Raw genomic sequence first — 18300 nt, 5'->3', positions numbered from 1 at the left:
ATACAAAAATACGGCTATTTTAAATCTTAGTATACATAGCCTTCACTTAAATTACTGTTAAAAGCCAATGCAATTGTATAATTGCTTTTTTAAACTTGGTTTAAAAACGTACTTTTGTGCGATTATTTTAATTTTGATGAAGATTATATGGAGTTTGTTATAAAAATATCTCAGTTTTTATTGAGTTTGTCTTTACTTATTGTTTTGCACGAGTTAGGGCATTTTATTCCCGCTAAAGCTTTTAAAACAAGAGTAGAAAAATTTTACTTGTTTTTTGATGTGAAGTTTTCGCTATTCAAAAAGAAAATTGGTGAAACGGTTTACGGTATAGGTTGGTTGCCTTTGGGAGGCTATGTGAAAATATCTGGAATGATTGACGAAAGCATGGATACCGAAGCTATGAAAGAAGCTCCTAAGCCTTGGGAGTTCCGCTCTAAACCTGCATGGCAACGATTGATTATAATGTTGGGCGGAGTTACCGTTAATTTTGTTTTAGCTATAATTATCTACATAGGAATGAGTTATTTCTACGGAGACATGTTTTTGCCAAATAACAATATTAAGGATGGTTTAGTGATAGAGAGCCCTGTACTAAAACAAGAGGGTTTCCAAACAGGAGACCGTATTTTGGCTGTTGATGGCGAAAATATTGAAACCTTTTCTGAAATTCCTGAAAAAGTATTGTTTGGTAAAGAGGTACTGGTTGAAAGAAACAACGAACAATTAACGATTTCTATGCCTCAAGACTTTTTGTCGCAATTAATGGATTCAAAAGAAAAAGGCTTGATAGATTTAAGGCAGCCTTTTGTAATTGTTCAGGTTCCAGATACATCGCATAATGCAACTAGCGGCCTTAAAAAAGGAGATATTATTGTTGGCATAAATGATTTTAAAACAAGATATGCAGATCAGGTAAAACAAGCCTTAGATGAGTTTAAAGGGCAACAAGTTACAGCTAGTATTTTGAGAGATGATGCTGAATTTTCAACATCTCTGTCAATAAGTAATGAAGGTAAATTAGGTCTAGTTTATGCACCTGCATCAACTCCAGAAACTCTCGAAGCACTTGGTTATTATGAATACGATGTTAGAAAATATGGTTTTTTTGAGTCGTTTCCTGTAGGATTAAATAAAGCTAAAGACAGATTAACTTCATATTGGGGGCAACTTAAAGCAATTTTTACACCAAGCACAGGAGCTTACAAAGGCGTTGGCGGTTTTAAAGCTATTTACGACATATTTCCAAACTTTTGGAGTTGGCAAGCCTTTTGGAGTATTACAGCGTTTTTATCCATAATGTTAGCAGTGTTAAACTTATTGCCAATACCAGCTTTAGATGGCGGACATGTAATGTTCTTACTCTACGAAATGATATCAGGAAGAAAACCGGGAGACAAGTTTATGGAGTATGCACAAATGGTAGGTTTCTTTATTTTAATTGCTCTAGTATTATTTGCTAATGGCAACGACATTTATAAGGCAATTTTTGACTAATTTTTTTGGTCATTATATTTGTAGTAAATAAAATTTAATATATATTTGCGCTCGCAAAAGCGAAACATAACCTTCCTCAGTAGCTCAGTTGGTTAGAGCATCTGACTGTTAATCAGAGGGTCGCTGGTTCGAGCCCAGCCTGAGGAGCAAAAGTCTAACAGCAATGTTAGGCTTTTTTTGTTTTCATGTACTATCTCTACATTATATATTCGGAAACTTTTAACAGGTTTTATGTTGGTTCTTCACAAGCACCATGGAAGCGTTTACAATCACACAACACATCCAAATTTAACACTTATACCTCAAAATACAGGCCATGGGTTCTAAAGGCTGTTTTTGAAGCGGGCATAACCCGCGGTGATGCCAAAAAAATTGAGCGGTTTGTGAAAAAGCAAAAAAGCAGGACGTTGTTATTGAAATTAATAGATGAAGAGTTTGTGCCCAACGGAAAATTGGCTCGGTTGGTTAGAGTTCCGCAGGTGCGGCATTAATCAGAGGGTCTCCCGTAGCTACGGGACACGCCTGAGGAGCAAAAGTCTAACAGTAATGTTAGGCTTTTTTGTTTTTATGTACTACCTCTACATTGTATTACTAGCCTAGAGTAGCTTTAGCTTTCTCGATAGTTGTTTTGGAATTACCGATACATATAGTATCATCTATAATGATAACAGGCCGCTTTAAAAATGTATAATGCTCTAGAATATAATTTTTAAAGTCTTTTTCTGTTAACTCTTGATTTTTTAAATTCATTTTCTTGTAGAGTTGAGAGCGTTTACTAAATAGGGCTTCATAACTACCCGCAAGAGCCTTCATTTCGTCTAGCTGCGTAACACTAATAGCTTCGCTTTTAATATCCTGTAACTCAAATTCAGAAGACAAGTCTAGTTCTTTTAAAATTCGTCTACACGTATCGCAAGTCTTTAAATAATATACTTTTTTCATGGATGTATTGGTTTCAAAAAACAAATTAAAACTATATTTATCAAAAAATTTACATAATATGGAATTTACATTTCAGGTTTTAGAAAATACAAGGAAAATTTTTAAAGAAATAATCGAAACGAATTCACTAGCAGAGTTAAATAAAATTCCTAATGGTTTTAATAATAACATTATTTGGAATATTGGTCATATAGTTGTTACAGAACAGTTATTGGCTTATAAATTGTCTGGTTTAGAATCATCATTGTCTGATGAGATGATTAACAACTATAGAAAGGATAGTAAACCAAATGGTGATGTGTCTCAAGGGGAGGTTGATGAAATTAAAGGTTTATTAACTTCAACATTAGAAAAAACTAAAGAAGATTATTACGATGATGTGTTTGAAAAGTATAATGCATATACCGTTTCTACCACAGGCAACACATTAAGTAATATTGACGAAGCGTTACAATTTGCCGCCATACACGAAGGGTTGCATTACGGCTATGTGTTAGCACTGTTAAAAGCTATTAAAAATTAAATAGTTTTTTATTTTTTCAAAAGGAATGGTAAACTCAATAATTCCACTGGCGTAAGGGGCAATTTCATAGGTATTGTAAAGTAAAATTATACCTTCTTCAGAAATCCCAATATTTTCAGGAAGTGTAAAACTTTCAGGTTCAAACAGTATAGACTTATCCGTCAATTCTTCGTTAAAATATGTTTTGGCAATGTTTGTAAATGCTTTGGTGTTTGTAATAAGCTTTTCTTTTAAAATGCGTTTGCCCGTAGCAGCATCGAAATTTAAAAAAGAAATATTAGTATTGCCATGTGCGCCACCAGTGTTTAAATAGGCGGTAATAGCTATACTTACAATATCTTTAGATTGATATATAACTTCACCATCTATTTGTGCTTCCCATAGTTGTGTAACTTCTGGAAAATCTTTTATAAAATTGGTGTATTCGCTATTAAACGCTTCAATTTGTTTGGTTAAAGATGAAGGCTTTGTTTTTGCTTTAGGTTCTCCTATTTCTAGTAAAGAGGCTATAAAATTTTCAATTTCTGTATTTATGGCTTTACTGGTAGCTTTGTTTCCTGTAGCTTTAGGAATAAAAACTTCTACTATAGTATTGTTATTCGTGGTTACTTGTATCTCAGAAAAAGTAAGTTCATCTTCCTTTTTACATGAAAATACCAAAAGAGATGTTAGAAAGAATAAAAAAGTTCTTTTAGCCAAAATTAACGTGTATGAATACTAATTTTTAATTAAGGTAGTAGATGTAGCCTATATTTAACCACAGTAACCAATCGTTGTTTTTGTTATAAACTAAATCGTGGTTTAAACCGTCAACCCAATCATCAAAGTAATATTGCCATCTTAAATCTACAACAATATCAGAAAGTCTACCAACCTTATACCTTATACCAGCACTAGTTACCATAGACCAAGTGCTGCCAGATAGTGGTTGTACCGATCCAGGTGCCCAAATTGAGTAAAAATTATTTGGATCTCCAATATTACCAACATCATTAGTGCCATTATCGTAAGTTGTTATAACTTCAGGGTTAAAAAAGGTGTAATGCACCCCTAAACTAACATAAGGTGCAATGGCATAACCATAGGATTGGAACGACCTAATACTTAAAGGAAAAAACTCTAGCTGAGTCCCAATATCTAAATTATTTGCATAACCGGTGTGCCCTCTAAGCCTATCGGCATTATCGCTTGTTCTGTCTGGTTGTGTCCACCTTCCTAAATGCTCTAATTTAGTTTTGTTCCAAGAAATTTCGTTTCTAAGTTTAAAGTGGTCGTTAAAATACGTATCGGTTGTGTAGCAGTTACAGTCTGCTCTGTAAGAGAAGTTTATGTAGTGCACTAAGCCAATGCCAATACCAGAGTTACCAAAGTTTGTTTTTTCGTCGTCGCGACTACCAAAGTCAGATCTAAATTGTACAGGACCTGCAATAACGCCTATTTCGTGAGAGAAGCCTAATTGAGAGTATGCTGTTTGGCTTAAAGCAAACACGCAAAAGATAAGAGCTAAACGTTTAAAGTCAAGCATCATAATATTTTATTTTCGAGGCGTTAACGCAACAAATATATAAAAAGTCGATGAACCACCAAATAATTCTGATAAAGCGCATTTGTCTTTCGTATCATATTGCGAAATATTAAAAAAAATCTCATAATTTTTAAAGATAACGTATCTTTGTGCTTCAAAATTGTATATTCATTAAAATTTAAACATTTGTTAATGCATGGAAAAAATTATTGCAGAGTTTTTAGATTTGGTAAAAGAGCGTAATGCTCATGAGCCAGAATTTTTACAAGCGGTTGAAGAAGTAGCGGAAACCGTTATTCCATATATTGTTCAACACGATATTTACTATGGTAAAAACGTTTTGCTTAGAATGGTAGAGCCAGAACGATTAATTTCATTTAGAGTATGTTGGGTTGATGATAGTGGTGAGATACAAGTAAATAGAGGGTATCGCATTCAGATGAATTCTGCAATAGGGCCATACAAAGGTGGTCTGCGTTTCCACCCAACAGTAAATGCAAGTATCTTGAAATTTTTAGCTTTCGAGCAAGTATTTAAAAATAGCCTAACTACCTTGCCAATGGGCGGAGGAAAAGGCGGTAGTGATTTTGATCCTAAAGGCAAAAGTGATAATGAAATTATGCGTTTCTGCCATGCTTTTATGAGTGAGCTTTTTAGGCACATTGGACCAAATACAGATATTCCAGCCGGAGATATTGGTGTTGGGCAGCGAGAAATAGGGTTCTTATTTGGTATGTACAGAAAACTAAGAAACGAGTTTACTGGAGTATTAACAGGTAAAGGGCTAACTTGGGGTGGTTCTTTAATTAGACCAGAAGCTACAGGCTACGGTACTGTTTACTTTGCTGAGAGCATGTTGAAAACTAAAAATGATAGTTTTGAGGGTAAAACAGTAGTAATATCTGGTTCTGGGAATGTGGCACAATATGCTGCTGAGAAAGCTATTCAATTGGGAGCTAAAGTGGTTACATTATCAGACTCTTCTGGGTACATTTACGACGAAGAAGGTATTGATGCCGAAAAACTAAAGTTTGTAATGCAGCTTAAAAACGAAAAAAGAGGTAGGATTAGCGAATATCTTGAGGAATACCCAAATGCAAAGTTTGAAAAAGGAAAAACGCCTTGGCATGAGAAATGTGATATAGCATTACCATGTGCTACACAAAATGAACTCGATGGAGACGACGCTAAAGCACTATTATCAAATGGTTGTATGTGTGTAAGCGAAGGCGCAAATATGCCTTCAACAAAAAAAGCCATAGCAGAGTTCCATAAAGCTAAAATTTTATTTGCTCCAGGCAAAGCATCAAATGCAGGAGGTGTTGCAACTTCTGGTTTGGAAATGACACAAAATTCCTTACGCTATAAATGGACGAGAGAAGAAGTAGACAAGAAGCTTAAAGAAATTATGGCCGATATACACGAATCTTGTACAGAGTATGGAAAAGAAGAGGATGGTTATATAGATTATGTTAAGGGCGCAAACATTGCAGGGTTTGTAAAAGTAGCAGATGCTATGTTGGCTCAAGGTGTAGTATAAATGGTATAATATATTAAAGTGTTAAGTTGAAAAAAGCTTCTTATTTTGTGATAGGAAGCTTTTTTGTTTTAAGTATATTATTTTAAAGTAAAACTCGTTACTTATAAATATATTTGTTGCTAAATAGATACTCAAATAGCTGTTTAGGCTAACGTTTTGAACAAAATTAACACTAATAATTTCGACTTTTTAAGAGTGGTATTCGCAAGTACCGTAGCTATTGCTCACTTAATAGAGTTAAGCCAAATAAATAGTTTTCAACCCTACCTTAAGTTTTTTAATACACGTTTGGCTATAGATGGTTTTTTTATAATTAGTGGGTTTTTAATAGCTAAAAGCTACGAAAGCAATAAAAAGCTAAAAGTATACATTAAGAAAAGAATAAAAAGAATAGTGCCCGCTTACTTTTTTGTAATTCTTTTGTGTGCTATTTTTTTTAGCGCTGTATCTACTGAGGCGTTTTCTGATTATTTTTTTAGTAAACAATTCTGGAGATATTTAGTGGCTAATTTATCTTTTCAAAATTATATTGAACCTTGTTTACCCGGGGTGTTTGAAGGAAATCTAATATGTGCCGTAAATGGAGCTTTATGGACTATTAAAATAGAGGAGGCTTTTTATTTATTACTTCCATTATTTTATTATGTAATCGATTCAAAAAAAGTAAATATTTATATTTTAAGTGTCTCTATTTATTTGGTTTCAGTAGTTTATTTTAGTTACTTCTACTATGCGGATATGTATAGAATAGCAAAGCAACTACCTGGAGCCTTAGCATTTTTTATCACAGGCGTAATGTATTACAGAAATTTTGAATTTCTTATTAAATGGAAACACTATTTTATAATACCATGTTTAGTTTTGTTCGTTTTAGAACAATATGTTTTTTCAACGTATATTTTTAAACCTATTACATATGGTTTTATGGTGTTTTATGTTGCTTATAATTTTAAGTGGTTAAATAATTTTGGGAAATATGGTGATTTTACTTACGGTATTTATATTTATCATTTTCCTTTAATTCAAATTTTTGTTCATTACAATTTATTTCATGATTATAATCCTATTTTAGTAAGTATATTGCTGTTGTTTTTTGTTTTAATAGCTTCTGTATTGTCATGGTACTTGCTGGAGTTGCAATATCTTTCAGAGAACAGAAAATTAAGATACAAAAAACTTTATCGAGGCCTACGCTATCAATAATTTTGTGTTATTATACTCTGAGTATGATAAATACGTTTTAACAATAAAAACAATTTGAAAAATAAATAATTTTATATTGAAAAAGACTATCCTTTTAGTTATTGCATTGTTTCCATTACTCCAGTTTGCTCAAGACTTTTCGGCGCTTTGGAAAGGACACTTTTCTTATTATAATATTAATTCTGTAGTAAAGGGGAATAATAAAATTTATGCAGCCGCTGAAAATGCGGTTTTTACTTACGATATTAATACTCAAGATATTGAACAAATAACCACCGTTAACGGTTTGTCTGGAGACAATATTTCTACAATACACTACAACAATACCTACGGACTGTTATTAATAGGCTATGAGAATGGTTTAATTGAGGTGGTTTTAGATAATGATGATAATGTATTAACCGTAGTTGATATTTTAGACAAAGTAACCATTCCAGCTTCTAACAAAAGAATAAATCATTTTAATGTTTTTGAAAACTCAGTTTTTATCGCCACAGACTACGGTATTTCTGTTTTCGATTTAGAACGTCTTGAGTTTGGAGACACCTTTTTTATAGGAGACCAAGGCAGCCAAATAAAAGTAGCGCAAACTACAATTTTTAATAATTACATTTATGCAGCCAGTAGAGGAAGTGGCATTAGAAGAGGCGCTTTAGATAATCCAAATTTAATAGATTTCCAAAATTGGGAAGTTATAACATCAGGCGATTTTTTAGGTATCGAGGCACTCACAAATACCTTGTATGCCACTGCAAGTAACCGAGTAATTTATGAAGTTGAAAACACCTCACTAACAACCCTTTTTCAATACAGTAGTGCGCCTTTAGACATTACAGCGGTAGATAATAATCTTGTATTAAGTACAGATAGAAATGTTTTTGTATATGGTGAAGGCTTTAACTTGTTGGCCAAAGTAAATCTTACTGAAGAATTTAATACAAGATATACCTCGGCCACCATAAACGCTAACGATATTTACATAGGTACTAGAGATTTTGGTGTTTTAAAAACATCAATTTCAGCTACTGATAGTTTTGAGGAAGTGCGTCCAGATGGGCCTCTGTTAAATACACCATTTTCCTTAAAAGCTTTTGCTAATACCTTATGGGTAACTTTTGGTGAGTATTCACTTTTTTTTAACCCTTATCCGCTAAACAGTCGGGGGTTTAGCTATTTTGATGGTACCAGTTGGTTAAATATCCCTTACAGTGACGCCTTAGAAGCAAAATGTTTAAATAGCATTGCAATTAACCCATTTAATATAAATCAAGTTTTTATAAGTTCTTTTTTTAATGGATTGTTAGAGGTTAACGAGGGCGTACCAACATTTTTATATAATAATGAAAATAGCGGTCTAGAGTCTTTGGTATTACCAACAGATCCCAATTATGTTGATATTAGGGTAGGACCCTCAAAATTCGATGAGGATGGGTTGCTGTGGACAGTAACAAGCTTTATACCCAAGCCTCTTAAATCCTATAACCCTTCAAATGGAGAATGGCGTTCTTACGATTTCACTGCCATTGTCCCAGACGAGTTAGGTAGCAATCTGGGATATAGAGATTTGGTATTGGGTAGAGACGGTACTAAATGGGTAGCAAGTTACAGTTTTGGTGTTATTGGTTTTAATAACGAAGGTGGTTCCCAAAAAATAAAAAATTTAAGTAAAGAAGCTAATTTACCGCACGAATATGTAACAACACTAGCTTTAGATAACCGTAGCCAACTCTGGATAGGAACTATAGAAGGGCTACGCGTACTTTATAATACGTCAGGGTTTTTTGAAGATGAGAATATAACCGCAGATGAAATAATTATCTCAGAAGATGGTGTGGCAAAAGAGCTTTTATTTAAACAGTTTGTATCTAAAATTGTAGTAGACGGCTCTAACAATAAATGGGTAGGTACCGTTGGTTCTGGGTTGTTTTATTTCTCGTCAGATGGACAACAAACTATTTTCCATTTTACCAAGGAAAACTCTCCCTTGCCTTCCAATAATATTTCTGAAATTTCTTTAGATGAATCAAATGGTACATTGTACATAGCCACAGAAAAGGGATTGGTATCTTTTAAAACAGGTAGTTCATCAACCACTGAAGGTTTTACTACATCTCATGTTTATCCTAACCCAGTAAGACCAGGATTTGATATTGTAGAAGAAAAAGTAAAAATTAAGGATCTTCCAGAAAATGTAAACATTAAAATTACCGATATTGAAGGAAATTTAGTGGCCGAAGCCCAATCTAGAACCAACCAAAGGTATAATGGTTTTAATCTAGAAATTGATGGTGGTATAGCCTATTGGAATGGTAAAAATCTAGCCAACAATGTGGTGGCTTCTGGAGTATACCTCATTATGCTTTCAGATTTAGATAGTTTTGAAACCAAAGTGCTTAAACTAATGGTGGTAAGGTAATGCTAAGTACAACAAATGCCATTGTATTATCAAAACTAAAGTATAGGGATAACGACCTAATTGTTAAGTGTTACACTCAAGAACATGGTATTATAAGCTTTTTGGTTCGCGGTGTTTTAAAATCTAAGAAATCTAACACCAAGGTGGCTTACTTTCAGTTATTGTCCCAAATACAAGTAGTGTTTAATTATACAAAAACACGTTCTTTATATACTCTTAAAGAAGTAAAAACTACGGCCATATACACAAGTTTGCACTCTCATGTATTAAAAAGTTCTGTAGTAATGTTTTTGTCTGAAATATTAGCTACTACGCTTCAAGAAGAAGAGAAAAACGAAGCCCTGTACAGCTACTTAGAAACCACCTTATTATGGTTTGATGCAGATAAAGAATACGCAAATTTTCACTTATTATTCTTGCTAAAACTTACCAAATATCTAGGCTTTTATCCAGACGTTTCACAAATTAATTTTTCCTATTTCAATTTAGAAGATGGAAGTTTTCAAACGAAAGAGTATGGGAGATACAGTATTTCAGGAGAAAATTTAATACTTTTAAAAGAGCTTTTAGGTATAAAATTTGATGCACTTCATACAATAAAGATAAATGCACAAAAAAGACAATCGTTTTTAAATATGATTTTGCTTTATTTTGAACTACATTTGGGCAGTTTTAGAACCCCAAAATCACTACAAATTTTTAATCAAGTTTTTAATTAAAAAATGAAGCGCAATTATATGCTTCTATTATTTTTACTACTGTTTAAGGTGGTAGAAGCACAAGACATAAAAGTATTAAGTACAGTTACCGAAGAACCCATTTTTGGTGTTGCTATTTTTAATGCAACTAAAACTAAAAGCGCCATTACAAACTTTAAAGGTGTAGCTAGTTTAAACAAGTTCACCTTATCCGATACGCTGTATTTTCAGCATTTATCGCATATTACCAAGTCCGTAACAAAATCTCAGGCTCTAAAAACGGGAATTGTGTATTTAGAGGCCAATACCCAAGGGTTAAACGAAATAGTGGTTTCTGCTTCAAAATTCGAACAGCACAAACGCGATATTCCTCAGAAAATTGTAAATACAAATGCGGAAATTATTGAGTTTATGAATCCGCAAACCAGTGCAGATGCTTTACAAAATACGGGTGCTGTTTTTGTACAAAAAAGTCAACTTGGTGGCGGTAGCCCCATGATTAGGGGCTTTTCAACCAACCGTTTATTAATTACTGTAGATGGTGTACGTATGAATAACGCTATTTTTAGAGGTGGTAATGTACATAATGTAATAGCGGTAGATCCTTTTTCTATTCAAAGCACAGAGGTTACTTTAGGTTCGGGTTCTGTAATTTATGGAAGTGATGCTATTGGTGGTGTAATGAGTTTTTATACAAAAAACCCAGAGTTGTCTTATACAGATACATTATTGGTTAAAGCCAATACAATAGTACGTTATGCCTCTGCTAGTGATGAAAAAACGGGGCATTTAAATCTTAATTTAGGCTATAAAAAATGGGGGTTTTTAACAAGTGCCAGCTACAATAACTTTAATGACCTAGAAATGGGGATGCATGGGCCAAATGATTATTTAAGACCAGAGTTTGTAATTACTAATAATGGTAATGATGCTATAGTTAGTAACCCAAACTCTAGAGTTCAAAAGTTTTCAGGATACAACCAATTAAACCTTACCCAAAAAGTGAGGTTCGAGCCTTATAAAAATTTGAGTTTCGATTTAGGATTGCATTATTCAAAATCTTCCAATATCCCAAGATACGATAGGCTTATTCGCTACAGAGGAGACGATTTACGTTCGGCAGAATGGTATTATGGGCCTCAAAAATGGTTTATGTCTAACCTTCAGGTTACTCGATTAAGCAGTCGTTCTAATTTATACGATAAGGTTAAAGCAACTTTGGCCTACCAAAACTTTCAAGAAAGTAGAATTGATAGAGATTATCAATCGGTAGAAAGAAGAATTAGGGAGGAAGCTGTAGACGCATATTCTTTTAATTTGGATTTTGAAAAACGGTTGAGCGAAAAAACGAGACTATTTTATGGTGCAGAGTATGTGTTTAATAAAGTTGCTTCTACCGGAACTAACGAAGAAATTACAACAGGAAATGTATCTAATACAGTGTCTCGATATCCAAATGGCGCTACATGGCAATCGGCGGCAGTGTATACCAGCCTAAAGTATAAACCAAATACTAAGTTTGTGTTTCAATCGGGATTACGTTTTAACCATGTAACTTCAGAAGCAGACTTTACGGAAAATAATGAGTTTTTAAACCTTCCCTTTACAAGTTCAAAAAACAATGCTGGAGCATTAACAGGAACCGCAGGTTTAACGTGGTGTCCTAATGAAATCATGCAATGGAAACTTAATGCTGCATCGGCCTTTAGGGCACCAAATATTGATGATATTGGTAAGGTATTCGATTCTGAACCTGGTTCTGTTGTTGTGCCTAACGAAAATTTAAGACCAGAATACGCCTATGGTGGCGAAGTGGGTTTAAAACTCGATTTTAATAAAAAATTTGTACTAGATTTAAGTACGTATTACACGTATTTAGATAATGCCTTAGTAAGGCGGGATTATACCTTAAATGGTGTTACCGAAATTATGTACGATGGCGAATTAAGTAATGTGCAAGCCATAAAAAACGCCTCAAAAGCATGGATTTATGGTTTTGAAGTGGGTTTAAAAATAGCGCTTACAAAAGGGTTGGAACTCACATCGCAGTACAGCGTTATTGGTGGCACAGAAGAAAATAATAGTATTGAAGTACCTATTAGGCATGTAGCACCAAATTTTGGAAACACACATTTAGTATGGCACTATAAAGGGCTAACCCTAGACGCTTTTGCAAATTACAACGCAGAATTGTCATTTAACCAATTGGCACCTTCAGAAAAGGAGAAGGATTATATTTATGCAGCCGACGAAAACGGAAATCCTTATGCACCATCATGGTACACCTTAAACTTTAGAACACAATATAAAATAAGTAAAGCTACCACCATAACCGCCGCTTTAGAAAATATTACAAACCAGCGTTACAGACCATATTCTTCTGGAATTGCTGCCCCAGGGCGAAATCTTATTTTTGCCTTAAAATATAGTTTGTAACCTTTTTTAACCTTAACTATAATAGCCACTTTTGAAATGAACATACGTTACTACATTATCATTTTAGTTTTAATAGTTGGTTTAACGTCTTGTAAAGATGAAAAGCACAATAAAAGAACTGGGAAAACAGCTGAAGTTATTTCATCTGATTTACAGATAGACCATCTTAATATTTGGGTTAATAATCACGAAAAAACTAAAAAACGATTAAACGGCATAGGGTTTACATCTGTTCCCGATTCGCTTTCACAAATTCATAAGGGGCAAGGAACAGCAGGAAGGTATTTCCATTTTTTAAATGGCTATCTCGAATTAATTTTTATTAATAACCAAAAGGAGTTTAAAGAAAATAACATAAAAAATAAAGCGTTAGATTTTATTAAAAGAGCTAACTTTTACAAAAATGGCGCTTCTCCTTTTAGTATTGCCTTAAAAGTAACGGATTATAATGTAGAAAAAATTCCGTTTGAAACCGTGAGCTACCACCAAGATTGGATGGCACAGAATATGAATATACATGCGGCTAAAAACTCCAAAACCAACCTGAAAGAACCCTCTATTTTTGTTGTATATCCAGAGATAGAATCGGAAAGATTTGAAACCTTGTCCGACCTGAAAAACATCCCAGACGAATACGCCTTTGCGAGAGCATTTTATAAGCATCCAAACGGTGCAAAAAAAATTACAAATATTGTTATTGCTTCACCTAATTTAGACTTAAATACAGCAACGATTAAAGCAGTTAACAGTATTAAAAACGTTACCGTTAAAAAAGGAAAGGCGCATTTAATGGAGCTCTTTTTTGATAATACTATTCAAGATAAAACATTTGATTTAAGACCTGAGTTGCCTCTAATTATACACCTATAAAAAAACACGCCATTCTAAAGCTTAGAACAGCGTGTGTTAAACTAAACCTGATAAACGGTTTTTAGTATTATTTTTTTATAAACTTTTTACTTAAAGTAACACCATTTTGTAATTCAATATTAGCTAAGTATACTGAATTTTTTAAGGTGCTTAGGTTGTAAGTTTCGTTATTACTATCGCCATTAAACGTTTGAAGCGCTCTTCCTAAAAGATCAAATACAGTTATAGATTTAAAGGTTGAGGTTTCCGTTGTAAATTTAACGTTGTTATTATCTAATTGTACTATTTTAACAGCGTTGTTATTTAAAGCAAACGCGTCGTTAGATAATGAAGCTGCATTAAATGCAATTTCAAAACGCTCATTAAATTCACCAACTTCAGAAGTAAAACTATAATCATCGTTTGATAAATTATGAATGGTATTGGTAAGCTTATCTTTTAAATATATAGTGTTGTTTGATATAAAGTCGCCTTCTAGTTGCGCTATGGATAATGTGTAAATAGTTGCTACGTCAATTGTGGTTTTAAAACCAAGCTTCACTACTTCATCAGTATTTAAGCTATTATTTGCTTTACCTTGGATAGCGAATTTTTTATCTACTCCATCAATTAAAGAGTATAGTGCTGCAGAGGTATTACTAGACAAATTCTTCACTGCATCATAATACATACCATCATAATTATCGGTTGCTTTATCAGTATAACCTATAAGAATTTGATTGAAAACACCATTATCTGATATTAGTTTAATAGATATTTTATTAGATTCATTCAATTTGTTTTTTGAAGACGTATTTTTAAAGAATTTACTATTGTCATCAACCCCAAAAACCCTCATAGAATTATTAAACACAACATTGGCAGTATAAATATCTCCAGAGACTGAAGATGCAGTTGCTCCATTAGACATTGATACAAAAAAGGCTTGTCCAGATGGGATGGCTCGAATATCAGACGCAATAATATAAGGTGTATCGCCATCACCTCCAGGTACTTCTCCCATACCGTTTATTATAGCATAATCTCCATCTGCAAAGTTTAAGCCTTCATTTCCATTAGCAGTTTCAGAAGGCGCAGTGTTTTGAGACCAAATAAAAATAGCACCATCCAAAGTTGAGCCCGTAGTTGTTGTAACACTAGCATCAATAGCACTGTTGGCCGCTAAAAATAAATCGGCATCTATAGCAGATGGATAGGGATTACCAATTAAATTCCAGTTATTATCATTTAATTCCGAATCATTTCGATAAACAGGAACATTGATTAGTCCATTATTAAATGGACCCTCAAACGTGTAGTCGAACTGGTATGGTGGAGAACTGAATGGTGGTCCAATAAAAAGTGACTCCTTATGTGTAGCTGCATAACCCACTCCAGGGGCCATAGTTGTAATGCCATCAACCCATACCCAGTCATCTCCATTGTCATCTATATCGTCTTGACCTGGTAATGAAGCGTTATTATTGTTTGTTTCTTGGGTTTCATCTAAAAAGTTTTGCGCATTATAAACGAAACGTCTACTCGTTTGAGATTCGAATAAACCAGTGTCTATTCTTTCACCAGAAACGGGAGAGCTCCAATAGGTATATTCATACCATGCGTTTAAATCTGAAGTAGTCTTTATTACAGTAATGTCTCCATTAATATTGTTTACTGAAGCATCATTATTTTGAACAAAAGCTCCGTAAGGTTGAACAGTAATTGATGAACCAGTATCAACATTTAATTCATTTTCTACTTGAACAAAAGTGTTATCATCAATATTTAAAGTAGAGTTGTTTTCTATAGTTAAACTACAAGAATTAATATCTCCATCTGTGTTTGTACTATAATCATCAGCAATGACAGCCTCGGTTGTTAAATCTGGTATTCCGTTATCCCATGTAGTTCCATTCCAAGTTGTAATTCCACCAGGACATGGTGCTAAAGTTACTGAAACCCCTATGCTCAATTCGTTTCCGTCTTGTCTTCCTATAGCAAATGTTCCACCTGCATTGGTCGCTCCCCAAGCGTAAAGACGAAAAGTGACAATGGTACCAGATACAACGTTTTGTAGTGCAAGTATAGAGGATAAATTTATTTGAGCCTGAACAGAATGCGGACCATCAAAACTTGAGGTATAAGATATAGGACTTCCAATATTATTAAAAATCACACCGTCTGTACTATATCTCCATAAAAATGTGTCAGGACCTGTGCCAGATCTCCTAAAGTTTGCATCTAATGTACTTAATGATACCTGATATGTACTCATAGCAGAAATATCAAATTCTATATAATCATCATTATTGATAGCATCCGTCTGAGTTCCTCCTACTGTATAGTCATCTGATGAAAAAGCTCTTGCCAAATTAGCAGGATCAATTCCAGCACCTCGCCTTAAAGTAGACATGTTTAAATTAGGATTTAGAGTTCTAGCATTTAGAGTAACCTCGTTACCAACTGTATTAGGGCTAACCATACTCCAAGCTACTATTTGCCCATAACCATAGCTAAAGGCTAAAAGCATTGCTAGTAAAAAAGTAATTTTTTTCATCATGTTAAGTTTTTAAGTCTACACTGTAATTTGCTCAGTATAGTAGATTTGGTTCTGTATTTTTAATTCAAACTAAAATGCAATTGTTATTTTTGGTGCTACATGCACACTAAAAAAACATATACGGTACAAGAAGCTACTAGAAAACTAGAGCACTATTGTGCGTACCAAGAACGTTGCCATAAAGAAGTGCGGCAAAAGCTAGTGTCTATGCACATGATACCCGAGGCTATCGATGTGATTATAGTCCATCTTTTAGAACACAACTATCTTAACGAAACACGTTTCGCCAAAACATTTGTAAGGGGTAAGTTTAGAATGAAGGCTTGGGGCCGACGCCGATTAACTTTTGAATTAAAGCAAAAGGACATAAGCAAAGTTAATATAAATCAGGCACTTGCAGAAATTGATAATGCGGAGTACATCGAGGTTTTCAATGGTTTAGCCGAAAAAAAAGCAAATACTATGACCGAAACTAGCACGCTTAAAAAAAAGCGGAAATTAATCGATTATCTGTTGTATAGGGGGTGGGAATCGCACTTGGTGTACGAAAAAGCCAAGGAACTTTTCGGGTAAATCCATAAAAAAGCAGATAAAGTCTTAAAATTTATCTGCTTTTTTAATATTTTAAGAGACGTCTTAAAGATTAAAACTTGCGCCAAAATTAACCGTAAATTGGTTGTGAAGTGTTTCGGCTGGTGTTAACGTTCCAGAGTTATATTTAGCAAAAGGTGTATTTAACTCAGTGTAAATGCCAAAACCTTCTGAGAAGAAGTAACGTGCACCTAAATGGCCGCCAAAATTCTTTAAGCCCAAGCTAAGTCCTGGGTAAATATCAAATTTTTCGCTAATGTTAATAACGTTTCCTAGGTTAGCGTTAAAACGGGCTCTTATATCTATTCTGTCATCAAAATTAGCATCTACAGCGTCTTCAACCCCTAATAGGTATGTAGACGAAAAACCAAATGATATATTATCGCCCACACCATAATCGTAACTTATGTTTATACCCGTACCATTGTCCTGTGCGTTAACACCAACTTGAAATTTGTTATCGTTTTTGCCACTATATGCTTGTGCATTAGTAAGTGAAACGCTTAAGATTGCAAGTATTAAAATTAGTTTTTTCATCTTTAATATTTTTCTAAGCTATTGTTTTGAGTGCGCAAATATATTACAAGTTTTATAACTTTAAAGGTTTTATAAATGTTTGTGTGTGCGTACTATGGCTTGTTCGTTTTTCCAATCTATCCATTTTTGGCCTTTAATGCGTCGCATTACATTATCAAAACTACGCATAACAAGCAAGTTGTAAATCGCCTTACTAAAGTTTTTAGGGTTTCTGGCAATGGCCCGTAAACTCATAGAAAACCCTGGGGTTACATAGCGCATATAGTGCCAATAACCTTCTGGCATGTACAAAACCTCTCCATGATTTAACTCGGTTTTATAACCCTTTGCTTTTTTAAGCATGGGCCACTTTTCAAAATCTGGATTGTTAAAATCTATATCTTCCCTAGTAATTAGCGAATGTGGAATTTTGTAGAGGTAATTGTTCTGTTTTTGGTCGAACAAAATACATTCTTTTTTGCCTTCAAAATGAAAATGGAAAATGTTTGCCAAATCTATATCGTAGTGCATAAAGGTGTAAGAATCGCGCCCCCCAAAAAACAACATGGGAATACCTTTCATTAAGCGAAGACCAAAATCGGGAAATGTAAAATCTTGTTGTAGTTGCGGAATTTCCTTTAGGGCATTCCATAAAAAAATACGGTATTTGGTAGGTTCGCGCTTAAGTAAATCTATGTACTCGCTAAGTTTCATTTTGGCGTGAGGCTCGTTAAACCCGTCTTTATAATCTACAGGTCTGTCGTCGTACAAGGGTACGGTTAAATCGCCACCAATTTTTTTGAAATACTCTAAATTCCAACTGTTGTAGGCTGGCCAATCTTCTATAAAACGCTCGATAACCACAGGCTTTTGAGGCTTAAAATAGTGGTTTAAAAAATCGGCTTTCGTAATTGTTTTTACGCGCGGAATGTCTTGTAAGTTCAACAACTAAGGTTTTTAGTTTAGTATAACAAAGTTAAGGAAATGTTGGTAAACTTCACTATGTT

The 18300-nt window shown here is 34.0% G+C and carries 16 protein-coding genes and 1 tRNA gene; 11 read left to right on the top strand and 6 right to left on the bottom strand.

Features of this window, described 5'->3' with window-relative positions:
• Positions 1-147: 147 nt before the first annotated feature.
• The 3 genes from rseP to CLV33_RS17835 all read left to right on the top strand — a co-directional run bounded on the left by rseP (position 148) and on the right by CLV33_RS17835 (position 1985).
• The gene (gene rseP, locus CLV33_RS06245; RefSeq protein WP_105473173.1) at positions 148-1494 is read left to right on the top strand and encodes an RIP metalloprotease RseP; all 1347 of its coding nucleotides are present in this window, start codon (positions 148-150) and stop codon (positions 1492-1494) included.
• Positions 1495-1567: 73 nt separating this feature from the next.
• Positions 1568-1641: transfer RNA gene (locus CLV33_RS06240), tRNA-Asn, on the top strand.
• A 38-nt stretch (positions 1642-1679) separates the two neighbouring features.
• The gene (locus tag CLV33_RS17835; protein WP_105473172.1) at positions 1680-1985 is read left to right on the top strand and encodes a GIY-YIG nuclease family protein; all 306 of its coding nucleotides are present in this window, start codon (positions 1680-1682) and stop codon (positions 1983-1985) included.
• Positions 1986-2085: 100 nt separating this feature from the next.
• On the opposite strand, the gene CLV33_RS06230 is transcribed toward CLV33_RS17835, so the two are convergent.
• Positions 2086-2436, bottom strand: coding sequence for an arsenate reductase family protein (locus CLV33_RS06230; RefSeq protein WP_105473171.1), 351 nt, complete (start codon positions 2434-2436; stop codon positions 2086-2088).
• Positions 2437-2494: 58 nt separating this feature from the next.
• On the opposite strand from CLV33_RS06230, the gene CLV33_RS06225 reads away from it, so the two are divergent.
• The gene (locus CLV33_RS06225; protein WP_105473418.1) at positions 2495-2959 is read left to right on the top strand and encodes a DinB family protein; all 465 of its coding nucleotides are present in this window, start codon (positions 2495-2497) and stop codon (positions 2957-2959) included.
• Here the strand turns inward: CLV33_RS06225 and CLV33_RS06220 are convergent.
• Together CLV33_RS06220 and CLV33_RS06215 are read right to left on the bottom strand one after the other, a co-directional pair.
• Positions 2939-3658, bottom strand: a complete 720-nt coding sequence (locus tag CLV33_RS06220) for a DUF3298 and DUF4163 domain-containing protein (RefSeq protein ID WP_105473170.1) — start codon at positions 3656-3658, stop codon at positions 2939-2941. The genes CLV33_RS06225 and CLV33_RS06220 overlap by 21 nt on opposite strands.
• Positions 3659-3683: 25 nt before the next feature.
• Positions 3684-4484: a THC0290_0291 family protein gene (locus tag CLV33_RS06215; protein WP_105473417.1), complete on the bottom strand. Its 801-nt coding sequence runs from the start codon at positions 4482-4484 to the stop codon at positions 3684-3686.
• A gap of 196 nt (positions 4485-4680) precedes the next feature.
• On the opposite strand from CLV33_RS06215, the gene gdhA reads away from it, so the two are divergent.
• The 6 genes from gdhA to CLV33_RS06185 all read left to right on the top strand — a co-directional run bounded on the left by gdhA (position 4681) and on the right by CLV33_RS06185 (position 13647).
• On the top strand, positions 4681-6024 hold the full coding sequence (gdhA, locus tag CLV33_RS06210) for an NADP-specific glutamate dehydrogenase (RefSeq protein WP_042247977.1): 1344 nt from the start codon (positions 4681-4683) through the stop codon (positions 6022-6024).
• 156 nt (positions 6025-6180) lie between these two features.
• Positions 6181-7227, top strand: a complete 1047-nt coding sequence (locus tag CLV33_RS06205; protein ID WP_105473169.1) for an acyltransferase family protein — start codon at positions 6181-6183, stop codon at positions 7225-7227.
• Between the two features lie 76 nt (positions 7228-7303).
• A complete protein-coding gene (porZ, locus tag CLV33_RS06200) occupies positions 7304-9643 on the top strand; it encodes a type IX secretion system anionic LPS delivery protein PorZ (protein ID WP_244906393.1) in 2340 nt (779 codons plus the stop codon).
• Positions 9643-10362 (top strand): DNA repair protein RecO, encoded by a 720-nt coding sequence (gene recO / locus CLV33_RS06195; protein ID WP_105473167.1) that lies wholly within the window; start codon positions 9643-9645, stop codon positions 10360-10362. The genes porZ and recO overlap by 1 nt, the downstream gene beginning before the upstream one ends.
• Before the next feature lie 3 nt (positions 10363-10365).
• A complete protein-coding gene (locus CLV33_RS06190; RefSeq protein ID WP_105473166.1) occupies positions 10366-12777 on the top strand; it encodes a TonB-dependent receptor in 2412 nt (803 codons plus the stop codon).
• A 36-nt stretch (positions 12778-12813) separates the two neighbouring features.
• Positions 12814-13647, top strand: coding sequence for a VOC family protein (locus CLV33_RS06185; RefSeq protein WP_105473165.1), 834 nt, complete (start codon positions 12814-12816; stop codon positions 13645-13647).
• A 67-nt stretch (positions 13648-13714) separates the two neighbouring features.
• Here CLV33_RS06185 and CLV33_RS06180 read toward each other — a convergent pair whose 3' ends face one another.
• A complete protein-coding gene (locus tag CLV33_RS06180) occupies positions 13715-16186 on the bottom strand; it encodes a T9SS type A sorting domain-containing protein (RefSeq protein ID WP_105473164.1) in 2472 nt (823 codons plus the stop codon).
• Positions 16187-16285: 99 nt separating this feature from the next.
• On the opposite strand from CLV33_RS06180, the gene CLV33_RS06175 reads away from it, so the two are divergent.
• Positions 16286-16759, top strand: a complete 474-nt coding sequence (locus CLV33_RS06175; protein WP_105473163.1) for a regulatory protein RecX — start codon at positions 16286-16288, stop codon at positions 16757-16759.
• 63 nt (positions 16760-16822) lie between these two features.
• Here CLV33_RS06175 and CLV33_RS06170 read toward each other — a convergent pair whose 3' ends face one another.
• Together CLV33_RS06170 and CLV33_RS06165 are read right to left on the bottom strand one after the other, a co-directional pair.
• Positions 16823-17314 carry a DUF6646 family protein gene (locus tag CLV33_RS06170; protein ID WP_105473162.1) on the bottom strand — a complete coding sequence of 164 codons (492 nt, stop codon included), beginning with the start codon at positions 17312-17314 and terminating at the stop codon, positions 16823-16825.
• A gap of 69 nt (positions 17315-17383) precedes the next feature.
• Entirely contained in the window at positions 17384-18238 is an 855-nt protein-coding gene (locus tag CLV33_RS06165; RefSeq protein WP_105473161.1) for a cupin-like domain-containing protein, read from the bottom strand.
• Positions 18239-18300 lie beyond the last annotated feature (62 nt).

The organism is Jejuia pallidilutea (assembly GCF_002973595.1).
Lineage (GTDB): Bacteria > Bacteroidota > Bacteroidia > Flavobacteriales > Flavobacteriaceae > Jejuia > Jejuia pallidilutea.
Note: the sequence above shows the minus strand (reverse complement) of the source record. Positions and strands in the feature narration are given on the sequence as shown.

Coding starts and splice junctions, on each gene's coding strand:
- gdhA (WP_042247977.1), top strand. CDS start 4,681: ATGGAAAAAATTATTGCAGAGTTTTTAGATTTGGTAAAAGAGCGTAAT.
- CLV33_RS06215 (WP_105473417.1), bottom strand. CDS start 4,484: ATGCTTGACTTTAAACGTTTAGCTCTTATCTTTTGCGTGTTTGCTTTA.
- CLV33_RS06230 (WP_105473171.1), bottom strand. CDS start 2,436: ATGAAAAAAGTATATTATTTAAAGACTTGCGATACGTGTAGACGAATT.
- CLV33_RS06180 (WP_105473164.1), bottom strand. CDS start 16,186: ATGATGAAAAAAATTACTTTTTTACTAGCAATGCTTTTAGCCTTTAGC.
- CLV33_RS06185 (WP_105473165.1), top strand. CDS start 12,814: ATGAACATACGTTACTACATTATCATTTTAGTTTTAATAGTTGGTTTA.
- CLV33_RS06175 (WP_105473163.1), top strand. CDS start 16,286: ATGCACACTAAAAAAACATATACGGTACAAGAAGCTACTAGAAAACTA.
- rseP (WP_105473173.1), top strand. CDS start 148: ATGGAGTTTGTTATAAAAATATCTCAGTTTTTATTGAGTTTGTCTTTA.
- CLV33_RS17835 (WP_105473172.1), top strand. CDS start 1,680: ATGTACTATCTCTACATTATATATTCGGAAACTTTTAACAGGTTTTAT.
- CLV33_RS06170 (WP_105473162.1), bottom strand. CDS start 17,314: ATGAAAAAACTAATTTTAATACTTGCAATCTTAAGCGTTTCACTTACT.
- recO (WP_105473167.1), top strand. CDS start 9,643: ATGCTAAGTACAACAAATGCCATTGTATTATCAAAACTAAAGTATAGG.
- CLV33_RS06225 (WP_105473418.1), top strand. CDS start 2,495: ATGGAATTTACATTTCAGGTTTTAGAAAATACAAGGAAAATTTTTAAA.
- CLV33_RS06190 (WP_105473166.1), top strand. CDS start 10,366: ATGAAGCGCAATTATATGCTTCTATTATTTTTACTACTGTTTAAGGTG.